19 protein-coding genes are annotated in these 20,339 nt (G+C 71.9%); 5 read left to right on the top strand and 14 right to left on the bottom strand.

Features of this window, described 5'->3' with window-relative positions; all coding sequences use genetic code 11:
• Positions 1-35 precede the first annotated feature (35 nt).
• The 4 genes from CW359_RS28535 to CW359_RS28520 all read left to right on the top strand — a co-directional run bounded on the left by CW359_RS28535 (position 36) and on the right by CW359_RS28520 (position 3,639).
• On the top strand, positions 36-989 hold the full coding sequence (locus CW359_RS28535) for an ABC transporter ATP-binding protein (protein ID WP_105973037.1): 954 nt from the start codon (positions 36-38) through the stop codon (positions 987-989).
• Positions 986-2,599: an ABC transporter permease gene (locus CW359_RS28530; RefSeq protein WP_105973036.1), complete on the top strand. Its 1,614-nt coding sequence runs from the start codon at positions 986-988 to the stop codon at positions 2,597-2,599. Before CW359_RS28535 ends, CW359_RS28530 begins: the two co-directional genes overlap by 4 nt.
• Before the next feature lie 75 nt (positions 2,600-2,674).
• Entirely contained in the window at positions 2,675-3,343 is a 669-nt protein-coding gene (locus CW359_RS28525; RefSeq protein WP_105973035.1) for a class I SAM-dependent methyltransferase, read from the top strand.
• A gap of 41 nt (positions 3,344-3,384) precedes the next feature.
• On the top strand, positions 3,385-3,639 hold the full coding sequence (locus CW359_RS28520; RefSeq protein ID WP_105973034.1) for a hypothetical protein: 255 nt from the start codon (positions 3,385-3,387) through the stop codon (positions 3,637-3,639).
• On the opposite strand, the gene CW359_RS28515 is transcribed toward CW359_RS28520, so the two are convergent.
• The gene (locus CW359_RS28515; protein ID WP_105973033.1) at positions 3,605-4,834 is read right to left on the bottom strand and encodes a cytochrome P450; all 1,230 of its coding nucleotides are present in this window, start codon (positions 4,832-4,834) and stop codon (positions 3,605-3,607) included. The two genes, CW359_RS28520 and CW359_RS28515, sit on opposite strands and share 35 nt — an antisense overlap.
• A 141-nt stretch (positions 4,835-4,975) precedes the next feature.
• On the opposite strand from CW359_RS28515, the gene CW359_RS28510 reads away from it, so the two are divergent.
• Complete coding sequence (locus CW359_RS28510; RefSeq protein ID WP_105973032.1) at positions 4,976-6,103, top strand: lipid II:glycine glycyltransferase FemX; 1,128 nt, start codon at positions 4,976-4,978, stop codon at positions 6,101-6,103.
• A 19-nt stretch (positions 6,104-6,122) separates the two neighbouring features.
• Here the strand turns inward: CW359_RS28510 and CW359_RS28505 are convergent, their stop codons facing one another.
• The 13 genes from CW359_RS28505 to CW359_RS28445 all read right to left on the bottom strand — a co-directional run bounded on the left by CW359_RS28505 (position 6,123) and on the right by CW359_RS28445 (position 20,280).
• On the bottom strand, positions 6,123-6,578 hold the full coding sequence (locus tag CW359_RS28505; RefSeq protein WP_105973031.1) for a VOC family protein: 456 nt from the start codon (positions 6,576-6,578) through the stop codon (positions 6,123-6,125).
• A gap of 42 nt (positions 6,579-6,620) precedes the next feature.
• Positions 6,621-7,295 carry a response regulator gene (locus tag CW359_RS28500; protein WP_105973030.1) on the bottom strand — a complete coding sequence of 225 codons (675 nt, stop codon included), beginning with the start codon at positions 7,293-7,295 and terminating at the stop codon, positions 6,621-6,623.
• Complete coding sequence (locus CW359_RS28495; RefSeq protein WP_105973092.1) at positions 7,292-8,698, bottom strand: sensor histidine kinase; 1,407 nt, start codon at positions 8,696-8,698, stop codon at positions 7,292-7,294. The genes CW359_RS28500 and CW359_RS28495 overlap by 4 nt, the downstream gene beginning before the upstream one ends.
• A 135-nt stretch (positions 8,699-8,833) precedes the next feature.
• On the bottom strand, positions 8,834-9,706 hold the full coding sequence (locus CW359_RS28490; RefSeq protein WP_105973029.1) for an alpha/beta hydrolase: 873 nt from the start codon (positions 9,704-9,706) through the stop codon (positions 8,834-8,836).
• Between the two features lie 257 nt (positions 9,707-9,963).
• Positions 9,964-12,276, bottom strand: coding sequence for a FlgD immunoglobulin-like domain containing protein (locus CW359_RS28485; protein ID WP_157968653.1), 2,313 nt, complete (start codon positions 12,274-12,276; stop codon positions 9,964-9,966).
• Between the two features lie 163 nt (positions 12,277-12,439).
• Complete coding sequence (gene kynU, locus CW359_RS28480) at positions 12,440-13,654, bottom strand: kynureninase (RefSeq protein ID WP_105973027.1); 1,215 nt, start codon at positions 13,652-13,654, stop codon at positions 12,440-12,442.
• Positions 13,647-14,492, bottom strand: coding sequence for a tryptophan 2,3-dioxygenase family protein (locus CW359_RS28475; protein WP_105973026.1), 846 nt, complete (start codon positions 14,490-14,492; stop codon positions 13,647-13,649). The genes kynU and CW359_RS28475 overlap by 8 nt, the downstream gene beginning before the upstream one ends.
• A gap of 153 nt (positions 14,493-14,645) precedes the next feature.
• A complete protein-coding gene (locus CW359_RS28470) occupies positions 14,646-15,059 on the bottom strand; it encodes a DUF3151 domain-containing protein (RefSeq protein ID WP_105973091.1) in 414 nt (137 codons plus the stop codon).
• Positions 15,060-15,201: 142 nt separating this feature from the next.
• Positions 15,202-16,659 carry an MFS transporter gene (locus tag CW359_RS28465; RefSeq protein ID WP_105973025.1) on the bottom strand — a complete coding sequence of 486 codons (1,458 nt, stop codon included), beginning with the start codon at positions 16,657-16,659 and terminating at the stop codon, positions 15,202-15,204.
• A gap of 73 nt (positions 16,660-16,732) precedes the next feature.
• Positions 16,733-17,764: a class II fructose-bisphosphate aldolase gene (fbaA, locus tag CW359_RS28460; protein ID WP_105973024.1), complete on the bottom strand. Its 1,032-nt coding sequence runs from the start codon at positions 17,762-17,764 to the stop codon at positions 16,733-16,735.
• Between the two features lie 178 nt (positions 17,765-17,942).
• Positions 17,943-18,503, bottom strand: a complete 561-nt coding sequence (pyrE, locus tag CW359_RS28455) for an orotate phosphoribosyltransferase (RefSeq protein ID WP_105973023.1) — start codon at positions 18,501-18,503, stop codon at positions 17,943-17,945.
• Positions 18,504-18,523: 20 nt separating this feature from the next.
• A complete protein-coding gene (locus CW359_RS28450; protein ID WP_105973022.1) occupies positions 18,524-19,312 on the bottom strand; it encodes an aldose epimerase family protein in 789 nt (262 codons plus the stop codon).
• A gap of 56 nt (positions 19,313-19,368) precedes the next feature.
• Complete coding sequence (locus CW359_RS28445) at positions 19,369-20,280, bottom strand: SRPBCC family protein (protein WP_198655419.1); 912 nt, start codon at positions 20,278-20,280, stop codon at positions 19,369-19,371.
• Positions 20,281-20,339 lie beyond the last annotated feature (59 nt).

Genomic DNA, 20,339 nt, shown 5'->3' with positions numbered 1-20,339 from the left:
TCACAAATTTCTGAAGACAGCGTACGTTCGGAAACATGACGAAGGCCAGCCCCGCTGTCGAGGTATCCGGACTCCACAAGTCGTTCGGCCGCACCCACGCCCTGGACGGTCTCGACCTCACCGTGGAGACCGGCGAGGTGCACGGCTTCCTGGGCCCCAACGGCGCCGGGAAGTCGACGACCATCCGCGTCCTCCTCGGCCTCCTGCGCGCCGACTCCGGCACCGCCCGCATCCTCGGCCGCGACCCCTGGGCGGACGCGGTGGAGGTGCACCGCAGGATCGCGTACGTCCCCGGCGACGTCACCCTGTGGCGCAACCTCTCCGGCGGCGAGGTCATCGACCTGTACGGCCGACTGCGCGGCGGCGGTCTCGACAAGGGGCGCCGGGCCGATCTGATCGAACGGTTCGAGCTGGACCCGACGAAGAAGGGCCGCACGTACTCGAAGGGCAACCGCCAGAAGGTGGCGCTGGTGGCGGCGTTCGCGTCGGACGTGGACCTGCTGATCCTCGACGAACCGACCTCCGGCCTGGACCCGTTGATGGAGGAGGTCTTCCAGCGCTGCGTGGAGGAGGAACGGGACAGGGGCCGTACGGTCCTGCTCTCCTCCCACATCCTCAGCGAGGTCGAGGAGTTGTGCGACCGGGTCAGCATCATCCGCAAGGGCCGCACGGTCGAGACGGGCTCACTGGCCGACCTGCGCCACCTCACGAGGACGAGCATCACCGCCGAACTCGCGGGCGCCCCCAACGGCTTGACCCGTCTCCCCGGCGTCCACGACCTCGACGTACAGGGAAGCCGGGTCCGACTCCAGGTCGACACCGACAAGCTGGACGCCGTACTGCGCTCGCTCACGGAGTCGGGCGTACGGTCCCTGCGGTCGACGCCACCGACGCTGGAGGAGCTGTTCCTGCGCCACTACCAGGACGAGCAGGGTGAGACGGGCGCGCAGAACGAGCAGGACGAGCAGAACTCGACGGTGACCCGATGACCGCCGTCACGTCGGCCCCAGCCGCACGCAGGACCACCGGCTCGCGCCAACTGGCGGGCACCGGCGCCCTGTTGCGCTTCAACCTGCGCCGCGACCGCCTGATGATCCCCATCTGGGTGGCGGTGACGGCCCTCATGGTGCTCTCCCTGCCCGGCTCATTGGAGAGCGTGTACTCCACCCCCGCCGAACGCGCCGACATCGCCCGCCAGTTGCTGGGCAACAGCTCACTGCGGGCCACGTACGGCCCGGTGTTCAGCGACTCGATCGGCGGGCTCACGGCCTGGCGCGTCGGCGGTTACGCGGCGATCCTCGCCGCCGTCATGAGCCTGCTCGTCGTCGTACGGCACACCCGTGACGAGGAGGAGAGCGGACGCCAGGAGCTGATCTCGTCGGCGATGGTGGGCCGCCGGGCACCACTCACAGCGGCCCTGCTCACCGCCCTGGTGGCGAACGCCGTACTGGCCCTGCTGATCACGGCCGGACTGTCGCCCCAAGGCGCCCCGGGCGCAGTGGCGTTGGGCCTGGGCATCGGCGGAGTGGGGGCGGTGTTCGCGACGCTCGCGGCGATCGTCGCGCAGTTCACGGAGAGCGCGCGGCTGGCGAAGGGCCTGACGGGCGGGCTGGTGGGGCTGGCGTTCGTCCTGCGCGCGGCGGGCGACTCAGCGACGAACGACGCCTCCTCGCCGCTGACCTGGCTGTCCCCGATCGGCTGGCTGGAGAACCTCCGGCCCTTCGCGGCCGAACGGTGGTGGGTGCTGGGCCTGTTCGCGGTGGCAGTGGCCGTACAGGGCTGTCTGGCCTACGAGTTGGCGGGCCGCAGGGACGTGGGAATGAGCTTCGTCGCGACCCGCCCGGGCCCGGCGACCGGCCGCCTGGGCACGGCGGGCGCACTGGCCTGGCGGCTGCAGCGAGGGTCGGTCCTCGGCTGGAGCGTCGGCTTCCTCGCGGCGGGGGTCGCCTTCGGCGGGCTGACGAAGGGCGCGGCGGACCTGGTCGGCGACAACGCCAAGACCAGGGAGATCATCGAGCGGATGGGCGGCCAGTCGGGCATCGAGGACGCCTTCCTCGCCACGATGACCGGCATGTTCGGCATGGTGGCGGCGCTGTACATCGTGTCGTCGGTGCTCCGCCTGCACGCGGAGGAGACCTCGGGGCGAGCGGAACCCCTCCTGGCGAACGCGGTGGGCCGCCTCCGCTGGGCCGCGGGCCACCTGCTGATCGCCTTCGCGGGCGCGGCCCTGATCCTCCTGCTGAGCGGCCTGGGCCTGGCCCTCGGCTACGGCCGGGAGCTGGGCCCCCTGCTGGCCGCGAGCCTGACCCAGCTCCCGGCGGTGTGGGTACTGGGCGGCCTCGCGGTCCTGCTGTACGGCCTCTCACCCCAACTGACCCCCGGCGCCTGGGGAGTTGCCGGTTTCGCCCTGCTGCTGGGCTGGATCGGCCCGGCCCTGGACGTACCGCAGGCGGTGCTGGACCTGTCCCCCTTCGGCCACCTCCCGAAGCTGCCGGGCGGCGAGATGACCTGGCCGCCCGTGCTGGTGCTCACGGGGGCGGCGGTGGGGCTGGTCTCGGCGGGGCTGGCCGGGCTGCGGCGGCGAGACCTGAGCACATGAGGCACAACCGTCGGCCGAGCCCGAACCGAAGGGAATCGAATGGTCCGTGACTCGTTGGCCCCGTAGGGTTCGGCGATGGACTGGAACGCCTGGCACGACCAGTACGACACGGTCGACTCCCGGTTGGCGCGGCGGCTGCACACCGTTCGGGAGCAGATCCGACACGCCCTGGACGAGGCCCCGACCGGGCCACTGAACGTGATCAGCCTGTGCGCCGGTGACGGCAGGGACATCCTCCACGTCCTCGCCGATCACCCGCGCCGCGACGACGTACGGGCAAGGCTCGTCGAACTGGACCCCCGCAACACGGCCGCGGCTTCGGAAACCGCCCGCCGGGCAGGGCTGGACCGGGTCGAGGTGGTGACAGGCGACGCTTCCCTCGTCGACCGGTACCAGGACCTGGCCCCAGCGGATCTCGTCCTGGTCTGCGGAGTGTTCGGAAACATCACGGACGCCGACATCGAGCGCACCATCGGCGCCTGTGGCGGGCTGTGCGACACCGGCGGCACGGTCATCTGGACCCGGCACCGTGCCGCGCCCGACCACGTACCGCTGATCTGCGACTGGTTCGCCGGGCAGGACTTCGAACTCCGGTGGCTGTCGGACCCGGCCGTGCGCCAAGGGGTCGGTGTACACCGCTTCACCGGAACCCCTCGCCCCCTCCACGCCGGCACCCGCATGTTCGAGTTCGTCGGCTACGACGTCCTCCGCGCCCTCCGGCAGAACGAGCCGTCGGGGAACTGAACCCCGGAACCTCCGACCGCCCGACCGCGTCCCTCGAAGTCATGGGACAACGCGCACAGGCCGCCGCAGGATGTCTGACCGTCGCCCTCGGGGTGAGCGCCGGACTGGCGGTGTGGGCCGCCAGGGCCCAAGGCCGGGTCCGCCGCTTCGAGCAGGGCCCCGACTGGAGTGTCTTCTACGCCGAGCTGCCGTTGCTGACCCTCGCCGGGACCGCCACCGGCCTGGCCGTCTGGGCCGTCGGACGGGGCTTCACCACCCGACTCAGGTCTCGACGCGCAGCCCCTCCAGCCCCCTGATCACGAAGTTCGGCTTGCGCACCGGCTCCGCCACCAACCCCAGCGTCGGCGCCCCCCGCAGCAACGCCCCCATCGACGCCGCCAGTTCGAGCCGGGCCAGGGGTGCGCCGATGCAGTAGTGGATGCCCGCGCTGAAGGAGATGTGCGGGTTGTCCGTGCGGGTCAGGTCGAGGCGGGCCGGGTCGGTGAAGACCGCCGGGTCGTGGTTGGCCGCGCCGAAGAGGAGGGCCACCTCGCTGCCCCTCGAGATCGTCGTCCCGTCGATCTCGATGTCGTCCAGCACCCAGCGTTCGAAGAGCTGGAGCGGGGTGTCGTAGCGCATCAGCTCCTCCACGGCGGAGGGGATCAGGGAGTGGTCCGCGCGCAGCCGCTCCAGCTCGGCGGGGTTGCGGAACAGGGCCCACCAGCCGTTCACCGTCGCGTTGACCGTGGCCTCGTGGCCCGCGTTCAGGAGCAGGACGCAGGTCGAGATCATTTCCTGTTCCGTCAGCCGGTCGCCCTCGTCGTGCGCGGCGATCAGGCCCGAGATCAGGTCGTCGCCGGGTTCGGCGCGGCGGGCCGCGATCAGGTGGCGCAGGTACTCCGTGAACTCCTCCGACGCCCGTACCGCCCGCGCCGCCGTCTCCTCGGACGGGCTCAGCTCGTACATGCCGCAGATGTCCGCCGACCAGGGGCGCAGCGGGGCCCTGTCGGCCTCCGGGATGCCCAGCATCTCCGCGATCACCGCGACCGGGAGCGGCTCGGCCACGTCCGTCAGGAGGTCGCCGCCGCCCGCCTTCACCAGGTCGGCCACCAGGTCCGCCGCCAGCCGCTCCACGTACGGCTTCAGGCCCTCCACCGTCCGCGGCGTGAACGCCTTCGACACCAGACGGCGGATACGGGTGTGGTCCGGCGGTTCCAGGTCGAGCATGCCGTGGTCGTTCAACGTATGGAACGGCTCGTGTTCCGGCGGGGGTGCCGTGCGGCCGAAGTCCTCGTGGGTGAAGCGGTGTTGGTAGGTGCGGCCGAGGCGGCGGTCGCGCAGGAGCGCCGAGACGTCGGCGTGGTGCGGGACCAGCCACTGGTTCGTGGGCTCGTAGCGCACGACCCTGCCGAGGGACCGCAGTCGCGCGTACGCGGGATACGGGTCCGCGAGGAACGCCGGGTCCCACGGGTCGAAGACGGGGTCGGGAGCGAGGTCGGATGCAGCTGCCATGACCGGACGCTAGCCCGAGCCGCCCCCACCTGACCAGCGAGGTGTTCGGGTTCCCGTCGGTGAACCTTCTCCCCTGAACCCTTGACCCACCGGGTGATCCCCGGCTTACGGTGGCCGCCCCCGAACAGGAGTACCCCACCCATGACCAGCCTGCACGTGCGGGAGATCACGCGCGAGGAGCATCTGGCCCACCTGCGGCTCGCCCCCGACGCCAGCCATCTCCAGATCCCCGAGTGGGGCGCCGTGAAGCCCGACTGGCTGCCGGAGAGCGTCGGCTGGTTCGAGGACGGGGGACTGGTCGCGGCGGCGCTCGTGCTCTACCGGCCGCTGCCCGGCACGCGGCGCTATCTCGCGTACGTCCCCGACGGGCCCGCGATCGACTGGCGGGCCCCTCGGCTGGAGCGCTGGCTCGACCCGCTCGTCGCCCATCTGGAGCGCATCGGGGCTTTCTCGGTCCGGATCGGGCCGCCCCTCGTCGTACGGCACTGGGACCCGGCCACCGTGGCGGCGGGCCTCGCCGACCCCGCCGTACGGCATCTGCGCGAGCTGCCACCGGCCGGGATCGACGGGTACGCCCTCGACGCCGCCGAGCGGCTGCGGCGGCTCGGGTGGCGGCCGTGCGCGGAGGGCGACGGCAACGGCTTCGGCCTCGGGCAGCCGCGCTACGGCTGCCACATCCCGCTCGCCGGACGCTCGGTCGACGACCTGCGCGGGGCCCTCGCCCCGCACTGGGAACAGGCCCTGCGTACGGCCGAGTCGGCGGGCGTCCAGGTCTCCTGGGTCTCGGACGACGACCTGCCCGAGTTCCACCGCCTGTACACCGCGACCGCCGCCCACGACGGCTTCAAGGCCCGCCCGCTCGACTACTTCCGGCGGATGTGGCAGGCCCTCAACGCCGAGGACGAGGACCGGCTGCGCCTGTACGTCGCCGAGTACGAGAGCGAGGTCCTCTCCGGAGCCCTCATGATCAACGTCGGCACCCGGGTCTGGCACTCGTACGCCGCCTCCGGCTCCCGGGGACGCCAACTGCGGCCCAGCAGCGCCCTGTTGTGGCGGATGCTGTGCGACGCGCAGGCGGCCGGCGCCGAGACCTACGACCTGCGCTCCATCACCCCCGCCCTCACCGACGACCGCCTCCTCGGCCGCCTCCACTTCAAGACGGGCGCCGGCGGCCGGGCCGTGGAGTACCTCGGGGAGTGGGAACTGCCGGTGGGCAGCCAGGGGAGGATGCTGCAGCGGGCGCTGGGTGTCTATCTCGGACGCCGCTAGGTGTCTGTCTCGTTCGCCGCTAAGGGAGTTGACCGGTGCCGAAGTCGGGGATCGTCACCGACCCGTCCGCCGCGAGCGCGAACCCCGGGTTGTGCGCGACCTCCCACGGGTGGCCGTCCGGGTCGACGAAGGCCCCGGAGTAGAAGCCGATCGAGTTGACGGCCGCCGGCCTGGTGACGGTCCCGCCGGCCTCTTCCGCCGCCGCGAGAAGTGCGTCGGCCTCCGCGTCGGAGCGGACGTTGTGGGCGAGGGCGATCCCGCCGAACCGGCCGGGCTCCGCCGCCGGTCCCGGTGGCTCCAGACCGCAGTCCACGGCCAGCTCGTCCCGGCCCCACAGGACGAACCCCAGCCCGCCCGCCTGGAAGAAGACGGTGTCCTCGACCTCCTGCCCCCGCCAGCCCAGCGCCTCGTAGAAGGCCCTGGCCCGGGCCAGATCGGCGACGCCCAGCGTGATCAGGGTGATGCGCTGCTCCATGCGGTCACCGTAGCCGCATGGTCACCTCATCCCGTCATCCCGTCATCCCGGAGTGACCAGCCGGGCCTCGTACGCGAACACCGCCGCCTGCGTACGGTCCCGCAGCCCGAGTTTCACCAGGATGCGGCTGACGTGCGTCTTGATCGTCGACTCGGCGACCACCAACTGCCCGGCGATCTCCACGTTCGACAGCCCCTGCGCGATCAGCACCAGCACCTCGGTCTCGCGGTCGGTCAGTTCGCCGTACGCCGACTGCGCGCCCGCCATCGGCCGCGGTACCTCGGAGAGCTTCGAGAACTCGGTGATCAGGCGCCGGGTGACAGAGGGCGCCAGCAGGGCCTCGCCGGCCGCCACCACCCGTACCCCGTCGGCGAGTTGGCGTGCCGACGCGTCCTTGAGCAGGAAGCCCGAGGCGCCCGCCCGCAGCGCCTGGTACACGTACTCGTCGAGGTCGAAGGTCGTCAGCACCAGGACCTTCGCCGTGCCGTCCGCCGCGACGATCTCGCGGGTCGCCTCGATGCCGTTCAGTTCGGGCATCCGGATGTCCATCAGGACGACGTCCGGGGTGAGTTCACGCACCCGCTCGACCGCCTCGCGGCCGTTCACCGCCTCGCCGACGACCTCGATGTCGGGCATCGCGTTCAGCAGCACGGAGAAGCCCTCGCGGACCATCATCTGGTCGTCCACGATCAGTACGCGGATCGTCCGGGCGCTCATGCCCCCTCCCCGCCCGCGCCCGTGTCCGCGTCGGCGTCCGTGACGGTGGCCACCGGGAGGAAGACGGTGACCTCGTAACCGCCGTCGGCCGTCGGGGCCGTGGTCATCTCGCCGCCCAGCATGGAGACGCGTTCCCGCATCCCGGTGAGCCCGTGCCCCGCGCCTTCCGTAGGCGTCTGCTTCACGAACGACACCTCGGGCACCGACCCGTTGACGATCCGCAGCCCCAACCCGCCCAGCACATAACCGATCTCGACTCTCGCACCCGCCCCCGGCGCGTGCCGCAGCGTGTTGCTCAGCGCCTCCTGCACGATCCGGTACGCCGACAGCTCGACGCCCTGCGGGAGTTCACGTACCGCACCGGTCACCACCTTCTCCACACTCAACCCCGCTTCCCGCACGTTGGCGAGCAGCGCGTCGAGGTCGGCCAGGGTCGGCTGCGGGGCGTCGGGGGCCTCGTAGTCCTCCGCCCGTACGACGCCCAGGACCCGGCGGAGTTCGGTGAGCGCGGCCACCGCGTTCTCGCGGATCGTCGCGAAGGCCTTGGTCAGTTCCTCGGGCGGGTTCTCCACCCGGTAGGGCGCCGCCTCCGCCTGGATGGCGACCACCGACATGTGGTGCGCGACGACGTCGTGCAGCTCGCGGGCGATGGTCGTGCGCTCCTCCAGCAGGGTGCGCTTGGACCGCTCGTGCGCGGTCACCGTCAGCTGCGCGGTCACCTCCTGCTCGGCGGCCCGGCGCACCAGCAGCAGGCTCACGGCGAGCAGCGACAGCGCGGCGAGGAAGAGGAAGGGCACGGCGTTGCTGTTGAAGTAACGGTTGCCGAAGAGGCTCTCGGCGCCCATGGCGTACACCGCCGTCAGCGCCCACATCCAGGCCGCCGTACGCGGCCGGGTCCGGGCGGCGACGACCGTCAGCACCACCAGGTGGGCGAGGAAACTCGGGGGCTGGAAGGGGTAGTTACCGCTCCCGTAGTCACCGCCCCAGTTCTGGCCGAGCACGGAGACGACCGGGATCGAGACCAGGGAGAACCAGAAGGCCCCGACCGGCCGGACCAGCGTCAGCAGGATCGGCCCCAGCGTGAAGACGCTGATCAGCAGTGGTTCGATCAGTCCCCCTCCGCTGCTCGCGAAGGTGACGAGCACGGCCAGCATCCCGGCCGCGCCCACCAGGGCGTGCCGCTCCCAGACCGCGTACGGGCGCAGCCGCTTCGGCAGCACCCGGGCGATCCGGCCGGGCCGGTCCCGCGGGGGCAGCTCCCGGTAGGCGAAGGCGTCGTGGAACAGGTCCGCGCGCAGTCCCGCCAGCGCGTCCATGGCCAGCCGGAACTCGGGGCTGTTGAACAAAGCGTCGTCTCCCCGCCTCGGCCTGGGATTCGTCTGCGTGTGGGTCGTCTCAGTCACATACAGCACGGTAGGCGGCGGGCGGGCGGCGGTCGTCAGCAGTGAGGTGGGTTCTCGGGCATCCCTCTCAGGTACTACGCGACGACTACGAGTCCGGTAGGGGTACGACCAGCACGTATCCCCCGCGCACCAGGCTCACCACGCGAGCTGGGCGATCTCCTCCGCGACCACCGCGCACGCGTCGGCCACCGGGTCGATCAGCGGGAAGTGCCCGACGTCCTCCAGGAGCGTCAGCCCGACCACCTCACCGGCCTTCGCCGCCGCGTCGGCGTACGACTCGGCCACGAGCTGCGGTACGTCGAGATCGGCCCGCCCCTGTACGAGGGTGGTCGCGATGCCGGTGGGAAGCAGCAGCGCCGGGTCGGCGTAGGGCTGGCGCTCGACGAAGTGGCCGTCTCCGCCGAGGAGTTGACGGGCGGCGTCGGAGCAGACGTCCAGCTTCACGGCGACGGCGAAGTCGGCGATCGGGGCGAGGGCGACGACACCGCGCAGGGGTGCCGGGCGGGCCGTGAACCAGGGGGCGTCGGCGGGCAGCAGGTGCCGGGCGGCGACCCAGAGGGCGAGGTGCCCGCCGGCCGAGTGCCCGGTGACGACCATGCGGCGCGGGTCGGCCTGCGGGAGGTGGGCCCGTACGAGCGCGGGCAGGGCGTCCAGCGCCGCCGCGACGTCGTCGAAGGTGTCGGGCCAGCGCCCGGCGACGGCGGCATCGTCGCCGCCCCGCCGGTACTCCACGTTGGCCACGGCGAACCCGCGCCGGGCCAGGAAGGCGGCGAACGGCGTGATGTGCCGGCGGTCGTACGGCGCCCGCCAGGCACCCCCGTGCAGCACGACGACGAGCGGCACGGAACCGTCGGCGGAGCGGGGCTCGGGACCCTGCGGGGCGTAGAAGTCGATCACCTGGTCGGGGTGGTCGCCGTACGCGGCGGTGACGTCGGGGTCGACGGGCGGGTGCGAGAAGGCGGACCGCTCCTCTTCCGCCGCGCGCACGGCCACGGCATCGTCCGGCATGCTCCAACCTCTCACCGACGAAACGGATTTGGTGGGCCGGAGGGAAACACGGCCGTTGCCGGGACGCTATCAGGCCCGGTGAGGCCCGCCGACACACGGATGTCGCGGTCGGGGAGGGCTGAACGGTTCTGCCGTGTTCGTCCCCGACCCGTCCGACCTGGACGAACACGAGCGAATACGACCGGGCCCGGCCGTGAGGAGTCACGGCCGGGCCCGGCAGTCAGCAGCAGGCGGAGGCGGAAGCGGAGGCGGCCCGCCTACCGAACGGTCAGCGGCTTGTCGTGGACCACCGCGTTCCTGGGTGTGCCGTTCGCGGTACGGGCGGTCAGGGTCACCCGGTAGGTGCCCGCGCGGACCAGAGCCCCGTTCGCAGTACGCCCGTCCCAGGTCACGGCGATCTTCCCGTGGACCCGGCCGCCGCTGAGGGTCCGCACGACGGCGCCCGCCGAGTCGGTGACGGTCAGCTTCCAGGTCGCGACCGGTCTGTTCAGGTGCCAGACGCCCTCGAAGTCACCGCCCCCCTCGCGCGGATCGATGGAGGTGGGGACGGAGGCGTCGGTCGCCGCGAGCGGCGAGACGGTCACCTGCGGCCACTTCACCGTCACGGCACCGGACGCCGTCAGGTAGGCGACCGGACCGCCGAACCGGTCCACGTTCCAGAACCGCCCACGCCGGTCCACCGGAGCGAACGGCGGGGACGGCAGCGGACCCAGCTCCTTCGTACCGACCCTGGCGGCCGGGACCGCGCCCTTCAGATAGGTGATCAGCAGCTTGCCCGCCTTGTTGTCCTGCGAGACCAGGTAGCCGTCGGCGAGCTTCGCGTAACCCCGCGGCACGCTCTGCGTCGAGCGGGTCTTCTGGTCGTAGACGACCGCCGCCTTGTCCGGGCCACAGGACCAGTAGACGTACCGGCCCACCACCTGCAGATCCGTCGGCAGGCAGGAGGCGAGCACCTGGCTGCCCAGCTTCCGCATGGACGGCAGCGCGTACGTCTCGAACGTCGGCCTGCCCGAGACGGTCCGGGCGGTCCACAGGGTGCTCCCCCACAGGGCGGCGGCCGGCCAGGAATCGACGGCCAGCGTCTTCTCCCCGTCGAACACCCGCTTGCTGAGCCCCAGCCCGTCCCTCTGCACCCGGTACGAGGCGGACGCGGCCACGACGCCCGTCACCCACTGCTCCGGGTGCGGGATGCCGCCCTCCCCGTTGCTGGTGAAGCGCAGGCAGTCGGCGTAGCAGTGGACGTCGTACGAGGGGTTGGACTCCGTGTACCCGAGGCTGCCCAGGCTCTGCGGCGGGGCGGCGCTCAACGTACCGTCGGCCGTCAGGGAGAGCGCGAAGGCGGTGAGATCGGTGCCGGGATACGGGTAGAACCCGTTCTTGCGCTCGGTGCCGAGCAGCACCCGCCCCTGGTCGACGGCGACGCCACCGGCCTCGTACACCGAGACCGGGGGCAGCGGCGCCCCCACCGGCTTGAAGACCGGGACCCCGTCCGAGCCGAGGGTGACCCGCTGGACCGCCCAGTGCTTGGCGTCCGTACCGCCCTCGATGAAGAAACTGCCGTCGTCGCCGTCGACGAACTGCTGGTACGAGGCGGGCAGCAGAGTCCGCGCCGGGCCGCCGGTCACCGGAACGGCGACGATGCCGTTGTTGGCGCCGCCGGGGTACAGCACCCAGCCCCCGATCACGCGGGTGGCCAGGAGGTCGCCTCGCGGAGTGTCGAGAAGGCGGCCGGGGACCTCCGGACGCGCGCGGTCGATGACGTACAGGCGGGTGTCCGCGGTCTGCCTGCTGTAGCCCAGGTAGCTCACCGTGTCACCGGCGAGGTGGGGGGACGAGAGGTCGTAGAAGTCGTCGCTCGGCACATAGGTCGCCGTGGCGGTGCCGAAGTCGAGGAGCAGGTTGCGCCTGGTGTACTTGCCGTCGTCCGTCGTGTACCCGAACGCGGCTCCCCGCTTGTCCGACGTCGCGTAGGTGACCGACCCGCTGAAGTCGTCCGCCAGTCCGGTCACCGGCCGCTCGACCGGCTTCCCGCCGCCCGCCGGTGTCTCCAGCAGGTGGAGCGTCCACTTGCCGCCGACCTTGCGGGCGACCAGCAGCCGGTTCTCGGCGAAGACGGCGGTGCCCCGGTCGGCGACCGGCAGGGAGAACCGGGTCACCTTGTCGGTGGCGAAGCGCCGGATCTCGTAGACGTTCCTCGTCTGCGGGGTCGCCGGGACCCTGGTCAGCCCGAGGCCGCCGTTGTAGGCGATCGTGTTCGGCCGTTCCGCTATCCACTTGGTCGAGCCGTCGCGCCCTCTCCACGCCGCCGCCGGGGAGAGGGGAGCCCCGGGGATGCCCGGTGCGGCCAGGTACCCGGAGGCGTCGGCGGCGGTCAGGAACCCCACCCGTGGCGCCGTCCGCTGCGCGCCGGGCAGGGTGACGGTCGGCATGTCCCCGGCGACGGCCGCGACGGCCACCGGGGACGTGAACTGCAGCAGCCCGGCCACCACGGCCAGGGCCGCCGCAGCCGAGACCGCCCCACCCCTGGCCCGTCTCCTTCTCGACACCGTGCGCAGACTCGTACGTCCCACGCGTCCCACCCCCATTGTGTTTCTCAAGCCCGTTCCGCCCCGTCAGACTCACGCCGAAGCACAGACGTTGTACGGCTGGGGCACAGAAATCAGCGGGGGTGGGGCACCGAACCCGGCGAGGGTGGATCACGCCTCGGGCGGCCGGGTCCGCCGGCCGGGTCCGTCAGCCGGCCACGACCTCGCCGAGCACCCGGGCCGCCCGCTCGACGTCCGCGAAGCCGACGTACAGCGGCGTGAACCCGAAGCGCAGGACGTCGGGCCGCCGGAAGTCGCCCACGACCCCACGCTCGACGAGCCGCGCCATCACGTCCCCCGCGTCGTCGCAACGCAACGCGACCTGACTGCCGCGCTCGGCATGGGCGACGGGGGTGACCGACTCCACCCGCCCCTCCGGGACGTACTCGTCGACGCACTCCAGGAAGAAGTCGGTCAGGGCGAGGGACTTGGCGCGTACGGCGTCGATGCCGACCCCGTCCCAGACGCCGAGGGCCGCCTCCAGGGCGAGCATCGAGAGGATGTCCGGCGTACCGACCCGCCCGCGCGTGGCACCCGGGGCGGGCGCGTACTCGGGCCGCATGCCGAAGGGGTCGGCGTGCGAGGTCCAGCCGGGCAGGGGGGAGTCGAACCGCTCCTGGTGCGCACGGTTCACGTACAGGTAGGCGGGCGAACCGGGGCCGCCGTTCAGGTACTTGTAGGTGCAGCCGACGGCGAGGTCCACCCCGTGCTCGTCGAGCCCGACGGGCAGGGCACCCGCGCTGTGGCACAGGTCCCAGACGGCCAGGGCACCGGACGCGTGGATCGCCGCCGTGAGGGCGGGCAGGTCGTGCAGACGGCCGGTGCGGTAGTCGACGTGGTTGAGCAGCACGGCGGCGGTACGGTCGCTCAACTCCCCCGGTACGGCGCCGGGTTCGAGGGCGCGCAGGGTGCAGCCGGTCATGCGGGCGGCGGACTCGGCGAGGTAGCCGTCGGTGGGAAAGGTGGTGGCGTCGACAAGAATCTCATCGCGCCCGTTCCCGGACCCGGACCCGGCGAGCCGCACGGCCCCCACAAGCGCCTTGAAGACATTGACACTTGTGGAGTCCCCGACGACGACCTGGCCGTCGCCCGCGCCCACCAGCGGAGCGATGCGGTCACCGATCCGCTCGGGCGCGGTCCACCACCCGCTCTCGTCCCAGGACCGGATACGCAGCTCGCCCCACTCGCGGCGCACGACGTCGTCGAGCCGCTCCGGGACGGCGGCGGGCAACGCGCCGAGCGAGTTCCCGTCCAGGTAGGTGACGCCGTCGTCGAGCACGAACTGCGCCCGCACCTTGGCGAGTTCGTCACGCGAGTCGAGTTCCCGGGCCTGGTCGTCCTTGGCGGGCAGCAGCTCAGACATGGGACCTCGCCGTCCACAGCTCGGGGAACACGTTCTTCTGGGCACGCTTCTCCAGCCAGGCGACCCCGGCGGAGCCGCCGGTACCGGGCTTGGCACCCATGGCCCGCCGGGTGGCGACGAGATGGTCGTTGCGCCAGCGCCACACCAGCTCGGCGACGTCGGTCAACGCCTCGCCGAGCCGGGCGAGTTCGGCGTCCGGGTCACCGGAGTAGAGGAGGGTCCAGGCGGCCTCGACCTCGGCGGAGGGCTCATAACGAAGGGAGACGTCACGCGACAGAACGGCGTCCGGGACGGCATACCCGCGCCGCGCTAGAAGCCTCAACACCTCGTCGTACAGGCTGGGTTCGTGCAGGGCCTTCTCCAGCTCGGCGTGCACGCGGGGTGCGGCGCGATGGGGCACGAGCATGGACGCGGACTTCTCACCGAGCAGGAACTCCATCCGCCGGTACATCGCGGACTGGAACCCGGAGCCCTCACCGAGGGCGGCACGGTAGGAGTTGAACTGGGCGGGGGTGAGCTGTGCGAGGGGCCGCCAGGACGCGTTGAGGGCGTCCAACTCCCGCACGGACCGCTTGAGGGCGGCGACGGCGGTGGGAACGTCATCCCCGCGCAGCGCACCGGCGGCGGTCTCCCATTCGTGCACGATGACGGTGAACCACAACTCCATGACCTGGGTGGTGACCAGGAAGACCATCTCTCCGGGGTCGTCGGAGAGGGTGTGCTGGAGGTGGGTGAGGACGTCTGCCTGGACGTAGTCCTCGTAGGGGGTCGTACCGGCGAAGTCGAGATGCGGGGTCTCGGGCTCCGAAGCCTCGGGGGGCTGAGCCTGGAGGGACATCGCTGTCTCCTGTTGTGCTCCGGGTAGCGGTCCGCCCCTGCCGAATTCCGACACGGGGGCCCCGGTCCCCGGGGCATTCAACACAATCGTGCCCCGAATCCGCAAGGCCCGCCTGATCACAGTGACAGGCGGACCCCGGTGACACGGGAGGGACTAGCCGAGAGTCTGGGCGGCCGTCGGGGAGGAGTCCTGGAGGAACTGGGTGCAGCGCTCGTACTCCTCCTTCTCCCCGATCGAGCCTGCGGCCCGGGCGAGGGCGTGCAGCGCCCGCAGGAACCCACGGTTCGGCTCGTGCTCCCACGGCACCGGCCCGTGCCCCTTCCACCCGGCGCGGCGCAGCGAGTCGAGTCCGCGGTGGTATCCGGTGCGGGCGTAGGCGTACGACTCGACGACGCTCCCGCGCTCGAACGCGTCGTCGGCGAGCTGGGCCCAGGCGAGGGAGGAGGTGGGGTACTTCGCGGCGACTTCGGCGGGGGCGGTGCCGTCCGCGAGGAGGTCGCGGGGCTCGGGGTAGTCGGGGAGGTGGGTGGGGGGCGGGCCGCCGAGGAGGTTTTCGTGAAGGGTCATGCTGCCAGTCTGCTGCATCGCCGCCGAACCCCCGCTCCCTGGTCCTTCAGCCCGTTGGGGGTGCCCCCTCTGGGGGAGTTTGAGGACGAGGCCCGTTCAGGGCCGCGGCGGGGGTCTGGGGGAGGGACGGGTGGGGGCGAGATCAAAGGCGCTCACCCTCCAGCGGCGGAGACATCACCGAGCCGTGCGTACGGCACTCCGGGCGCCGGCACCCCGGCACCGGCCTCCGCACCGTCGCGAACGCGACCACCGCCCCCGCCACCAACACCCCCGCACACACCACCATCGCCCGCCGAAACGCCCCGTCGAACACCGCCCCCGACCGGTACGCCTCCTCCCCCATCCCCGTCACCAGCGGCAACGCCGCCACCGCCACCAGCCCCGCCGCCCGTGCCGCCGCGTTGTTGACGCCGCTCGCCAGTCCCGCCCGTTCCGTCCCCACCGACGCCAGCACGGTCGCCGTGAGCGGTGCGACGAGGGTCACCATGCCCACCCCGAGCACCAGGACGGCGGGCAGTACGTCCGTGACGTACGACGCCCCGGCGCCCACCCGCAGCATCAGCAGCATCCCGGCCGCGCACACCAGCGGGCCGACCGTCAGGGGCAGGCGCGGTCCGATCCGCTCGGCCAGTTCTCCGGAGCGGGCCGACAGCAGCAGCATCAGGGCGGTGGTCGGCAGCAGGGCCGTACCGGCGCCGAGGGCCGAGTAACCGGCGACCACCTGGAGCTGGAGGGCGGAGAGGAAGAAGAAGCCGCCGAAGGCCGCGTAGACGCACAGGGTGACCAGGTTGACGGCCGTGAACTGGCGTGAGGCGAAGATGTCCAGCGGCATCATCGCGTCCTCGGCCCGCCGCCGCTCGACGTACACGAAGGCCACCCCCGCCGCGACCCCGACCACCGCCGACACCACGACGGTCACCGAGCCGGACCTCGCCTCGATCAGCGCGTACGTCACGAAGGCGAGCGCCAGTGCGCCCAGCGCCGCGCCCAGGACGTCGAAGCGCCCGTGCTTCGCGCGGCCGTCGCCGGATTCGGGGACGTGCCGTACCGCGATGGTTGCGCACAGCAGCGCCAGCGGGACGTTGAGCAGGAACACCCACCGCCACCCGGGCCCGTCCACGAGCCAGCCGCCGAGAAACGGCCCCACGGCCGCGCCGATGCCCCCGTAGCCGGACCACAGCCCGACCGCCCGTCCCCGGTCGTCGGGGTGGAAGGAGGCCTGGATGAGGGCGAGGGAGCCGGGCACCAGAAGGGCGCCGCCGATGCCCTGGAGCGCGCGGGAGGCGACCAGGGCCCCCGTGGTCAGGGCGAGGCCGCAGAGCAGCGAGGCGACGGCGAACCACACCACGCCGATCACGAAGATCCACCGTCGGCCGTACCGGTCGCCGAGCGAACCGCCCAGCAGGATCAGCCCGGCCAGCGTCAGCGTGTACGCGTTGACCGTCCACTGCAGGGCGGTCAGATCGGCGCCGAGGTCGCGGCCGATGCGCGGCAGCGCGACGTTCACGACGGTCGAGTCGAGCAGGGCCATGCTGGAACCGAGGACGGTGGTCAGCAGGATCCACTTGCCCTGGGGTGAGGCGATCCGGACGTCGGCCATGGCCCAGGTATACAGCGAGCCCGGCGCCGTCGACAGTGGACGGACACCGGGCTCGCGGGGAGAACCGTACGGGTTACTTGATCTTCGTACCGGCCGACCGCAGGTTCTGCGTGGCCTCGACGACACGCGCGGCCATGCTCTTCTCGGCCAGCTTGCCCCACGTACGCGGGTCGTACGTCGACTTCGAACCGACCTCGCCGTCGACCTTGAGGACGCCGTCGTAGTTGCGGAACATGTGGTCGGCGACGGGACGCGTGAAGGCGTACTGCGTGTCCGTGTCGAGGTTCATCTTGACGACGCCGTTCTCCAGCGCGGTCGCGATCTCCTCCTCCGAGGAGCCGGAGCCGCCGTGGAAGACGAAGTCGAACGGCTGGGAGCCGGCCGGCTTGCCGTACTTGGCGGCGACGCCCTCGTTCAGCTCCTTGAGGAGGTCGGGGCGCAGCACGACGTTGCCCGGCTTGTAGACGCCGTGGACGTTGCCGAAGGAGGCGGCCAGCAGGTAACGCCCCTTCTCGCCGAGGCCGAGCGCCTCGACCGTACGGACCGCGTCGTCGACGGTGGTGTAGAGGGAGTCGTTGATCTCGTGCGAGACCCCGTCCTCTTCCCCACCGGTCGGCGTGATCTCGACCTCAAGGATGATCTTCGCGGCGACGGCGCGGGCGAGCAGCTCCTGCGCGATGGAGAGGTTGTCGGCGAGGGTCTCGGCGGAGCCGTCCCACATGTGGGACTGGAAGAGCGGGTTGCGCCCGGCCTTCACGCGCTCCTCGGAGACGGCGATCAGCGGCCGTACGTACCCGTCGAGCTTGTCCTTGGGGCAGTGGTCGGTGTGCAGGGCGACGGTGACCGGGTACTTCTCGGCGACGATGTGCGCGAACTCGGCCAGCGCGACGGCACCGGTGACCATGTCCTTGCTGTACTGACCGCCGAGGAACTCCGCACCACCCGTCGAGATCTGGATGATCCCGTCGCTCTCCGCCTCCGCGAAGCCGCGCAGCGCAGCGTGCAGGGTCTGGGTCGAGGTCACGTTGATGGCCGGGTAGGCGAACCTGGCCGCCTTGGCCCGGTCGAGCATCTCGCTGTAGACCTCAGGGGTTGCGATGGGCATGTGTCCGCTCCTCGTGATGTGCGGGTTGGCGATCTGGAGATCTGGCGTACTGCGTACCTACGGCCCTGACCTAGACCTGGCTGCGAGACCTGGGAAGCGACGTCATCGTCGCCCTCATCTTTCCAGACGTTTCGCCCGGTACTGAGTTCGGTGGCCGGTGCAGTGGTCGGTGCAGTGGTCAGTCCAGGCCGAGGTCGCTCTTCGAGTACGCGAAGAGGTACGGGACCCCGGCCCCGTCCGCGATCTTCTCGGCGGCGCCGGTCGCCCGGTCGACGATGGTCGCCACGCCCACCACCTCGGCACCGGCCTCGCGCACGGCGGCCACGGCGGTGAGCGGCGACTCACCGGTGGTGGAGGTGTCCTCGACGACGAGCACCCGCCGCCCGGCGATGGAAGGCCCCTCCACGCGCTTCTGCATCCCGTGGGCCTTGGCGGTCTTGCGCACGACGAACGAGTCGAGGTGCCGCCCGCGAGCCGCGGCGGCGTGCAGCATGGCCGTCCCGACGGGGTCGGCGCCCATGGTGAGCCCGCCCACGGAGTCGAACTCCAACCCCGCCTCGGCGGCCAGATCGAGCAGCACCTGCCCGACCAGCGGCGCGGCCTCGCCGTCGAGGGTGACGAGGCGGAGGTCGATGTAGTAGTCGGCCTCGATCCCCGAAGACAGGGTCACCTTGCCGTGCACGACGGCCTTGTCCTTGATCTGCCGCAGCAGCGCGCCGCGTACGTCCACATCACTCATGCCGGTCAGCCTAGACGGGCTCAGAGCGCGCGCCAGGTCCAGGTCGTGGTGGCTTCGAGCGGCTCGATGGGCGTGACGAGGCGCGGGAGGGTGTTGAGCCCGTTGGGCGGCCCGGTCTGCGGCTCCACGCACACGGCGGCGTCCTGCTCGTCGTACACGACGACCCATTCCTCCGGGCTGGTCACCTTCAGCTCCAGGAACTCCGGCCAGGTGAGGGTGACATCGACGCCGCCGGGCATCCCGAAGCAGTCGTCCCAGGGCCCGGGCCGCGGGTCGGTCCGCTCCCCGGTGGGCAGGTGGTCCGCCCCCCGCTCCTCCTGCCAGCCGGCCGCGAAATCGAGGCGTACGTCCGCCCCGCCGAGGTTCCGGTTGAACCAGGGGTGCCAGCCGATCTGGGCGGGGAACGAGTCGGCGTACGTCTCCACGGACATGGAGAGGGTGAGGCTGTCCGGGGCCAGCCTGACGACCTGCGAAACGCGCCCGGCATAGGGCCAGGGCTCGACGAGGTCGTACGTGATGACGGCCTCGTCGGCGGTCGTGCGGGCGACGCGCCAGGCGCCGTCGCGGGCGGTGCCGTGGATGGCGTGGGGCGGGGAGTTGAGGGGGAGTTGGCGTACGGTGCCGCCGTCGAGGAAACGCCCGTCCCTGGTCCGGCCGCACCAGGGGACCATCGGGAAGCACCCGAACCGCTCCCCCTGCCGCAACAGCTCGACACCCCCGACCCGCAGCCCGCCGATCCGCCCACCGTTCCCCGGCCGCACGTCTACTTCCGCGTCACCCACGGCCAACGTGATGTCATCGCTACTCACGCCCCGACCCTACCGGCCACGGCCACCGGCCCTTCGTCGCCCCCGCCGCCGCCCCCTCACCTCCGCTTACGCAGAACCCGCCCCACCACAATCACCGAAGCCACCACCAACGCCGCAGCCGGCGCGGCCCACCGCAAGGTCACGCTCCCCGCCACCTGCTCGGGCGGCGGCACCGGCGCGTACCGCCCCCGGGGCGGTGCGTGGTCGACCTCCTCCGCGCTGCGCCCGATCATCGTCCGCCGGGCATGAGCCGCCTCCGCGGGAGGCTCCCCGGACTCCAGGGACTCCACGAACCCCTCGGGAACAAGCTCTGGAACAACCTCGGGAACAAGGTCGGCCGCGTCGACGATGTCGTCGTCGTCCAGCGCACCGGCCGCCTCGTCGGAGACCGGAACATCCAGCATCACAGGCATCACAGGCATCACAGGCGCCACAGGCACGTCCGGCGCCTCCTCGGTGTCCCCGGGCCCCTCAGCCGCGCTCTCCCCCTCTTCCTCCTCGTCCTCCTCCCCCGCGACCTCCCCCAGGTTCTCCCCGAACCGCTGCAACAACCGCACCCCGGCCCCCGCCACCGCGTCGACAGGCAGCTCGGCCACCCGCCCGTCCGCCGTCACCGTCCCCCCGAACACCAACGCCGAACCGGCCCCGCCCTCAACGCCCCGCACCCGCAGGGTCAACGCCAGCTTCACGGCTCCGCCGCCCCGCACCTCGACGGCCGCGCCCTCCACGGCGTACGCGTACTCCCCTTCGGGCTGCCCGTCGTCGCCCGCGACGACCCGCAGAGACCCGCGATACGTGATCGTGTGCCCCCCGACCCGCACCTTCAGCCGCCCCGCGACCCCGGACGCGGCGGGCTCGGCGCCGGCGTCCTGCTGGAGTCCGGGAACCGCCCGGGCCACGCGCGCGGGGTCGGCGAGTACGTCCCTCAGCCGTTCTGCCGCAACCGGAACGAACACCTCATGCTCCATGACAGCCGAGGGTACCCAGCACGACCGCGCCCGCACCCCCGCATCCGGGGATTCCCCCG

This window comes from Streptomyces geranii, assembly GCF_002954775.1.
GTDB classification, from domain to species: domain Bacteria; phylum Actinomycetota; class Actinomycetes; order Streptomycetales; family Streptomycetaceae; genus Streptomyces; species Streptomyces geranii.
The sequence above is the reverse complement of the archived record's forward strand: the minus strand, read 5'-3'. Positions and strand labels throughout refer to the sequence as shown.

What these genes read in the sequence shown, in the direction of transcription:
- CW359_RS28505 (WP_105973031.1), bottom strand. Translation starts at nt 6,578, where the DNA reads ATGGAGCAGCGCATCACCCTGATCACGCTGGGCGTCGCCGATCTGGCC.
- CW359_RS28490 (WP_105973029.1), bottom strand. Translation starts at nt 9,706, where the DNA reads ATGCCGGACGATGCCGTGGCCGTGCGCGCGGCGGAAGAGGAGCGGTCC.
- kynU (WP_105973027.1), bottom strand. Translation starts at nt 13,654, where the DNA reads ATGTCTGAGCTGCTGCCCGCCAAGGACGACCAGGCCCGGGAACTCGAC.
- CW359_RS28515 (WP_105973033.1), bottom strand. Translation starts at nt 4,834, where the DNA reads ATGGCAGCTGCATCCGACCTCGCTCCCGACCCCGTCTTCGACCCGTGG.
- CW359_RS28530 (WP_105973036.1), top strand. Translation starts at nt 986, where the DNA reads ATGACCGCCGTCACGTCGGCCCCAGCCGCACGCAGGACCACCGGCTCG.
- fbaA (WP_105973024.1), bottom strand. Translation starts at nt 17,764, where the DNA reads ATGCCCATCGCAACCCCTGAGGTCTACAGCGAGATGCTCGACCGGGCC.
- CW359_RS28475 (WP_105973026.1), bottom strand. Translation starts at nt 14,492, where the DNA reads ATGTCCCTCCAGGCTCAGCCCCCCGAGGCTTCGGAGCCCGAGACCCCG.
- CW359_RS28500 (WP_105973030.1), bottom strand. Translation starts at nt 7,295, where the DNA reads ATGAGCGCCCGGACGATCCGCGTACTGATCGTGGACGACCAGATGATG.
- pyrE (WP_105973023.1), bottom strand. Translation starts at nt 18,503, where the DNA reads ATGAGTGATGTGGACGTACGCGGCGCGCTGCTGCGGCAGATCAAGGAC.
- CW359_RS28520 (WP_105973034.1), top strand. Translation starts at nt 3,385, where the DNA reads ATGGGACAACGCGCACAGGCCGCCGCAGGATGTCTGACCGTCGCCCTC.
- CW359_RS28535 (WP_105973037.1), top strand. Translation starts at nt 36, where the DNA reads ATGACGAAGGCCAGCCCCGCTGTCGAGGTATCCGGACTCCACAAGTCG.
- CW359_RS28470 (WP_105973091.1), bottom strand. Translation starts at nt 15,059, where the DNA reads ATGACCCTTCACGAAAACCTCCTCGGCGGCCCGCCCCCCACCCACCTC.
- CW359_RS28525 (WP_105973035.1), top strand. Translation starts at nt 2,675, where the DNA reads ATGGACTGGAACGCCTGGCACGACCAGTACGACACGGTCGACTCCCGG.
- CW359_RS28465 (WP_105973025.1), bottom strand. Translation starts at nt 16,659, where the DNA reads ATGGCCGACGTCCGGATCGCCTCACCCCAGGGCAAGTGGATCCTGCTG.
- CW359_RS28510 (WP_105973032.1), top strand. Translation starts at nt 4,976, where the DNA reads ATGACCAGCCTGCACGTGCGGGAGATCACGCGCGAGGAGCATCTGGCC.
- CW359_RS28445 (WP_198655419.1), bottom strand. Translation starts at nt 20,280, where the DNA reads ATGGAGCATGAGGTGTTCGTTCCGGTTGCGGCAGAACGGCTGAGGGAC.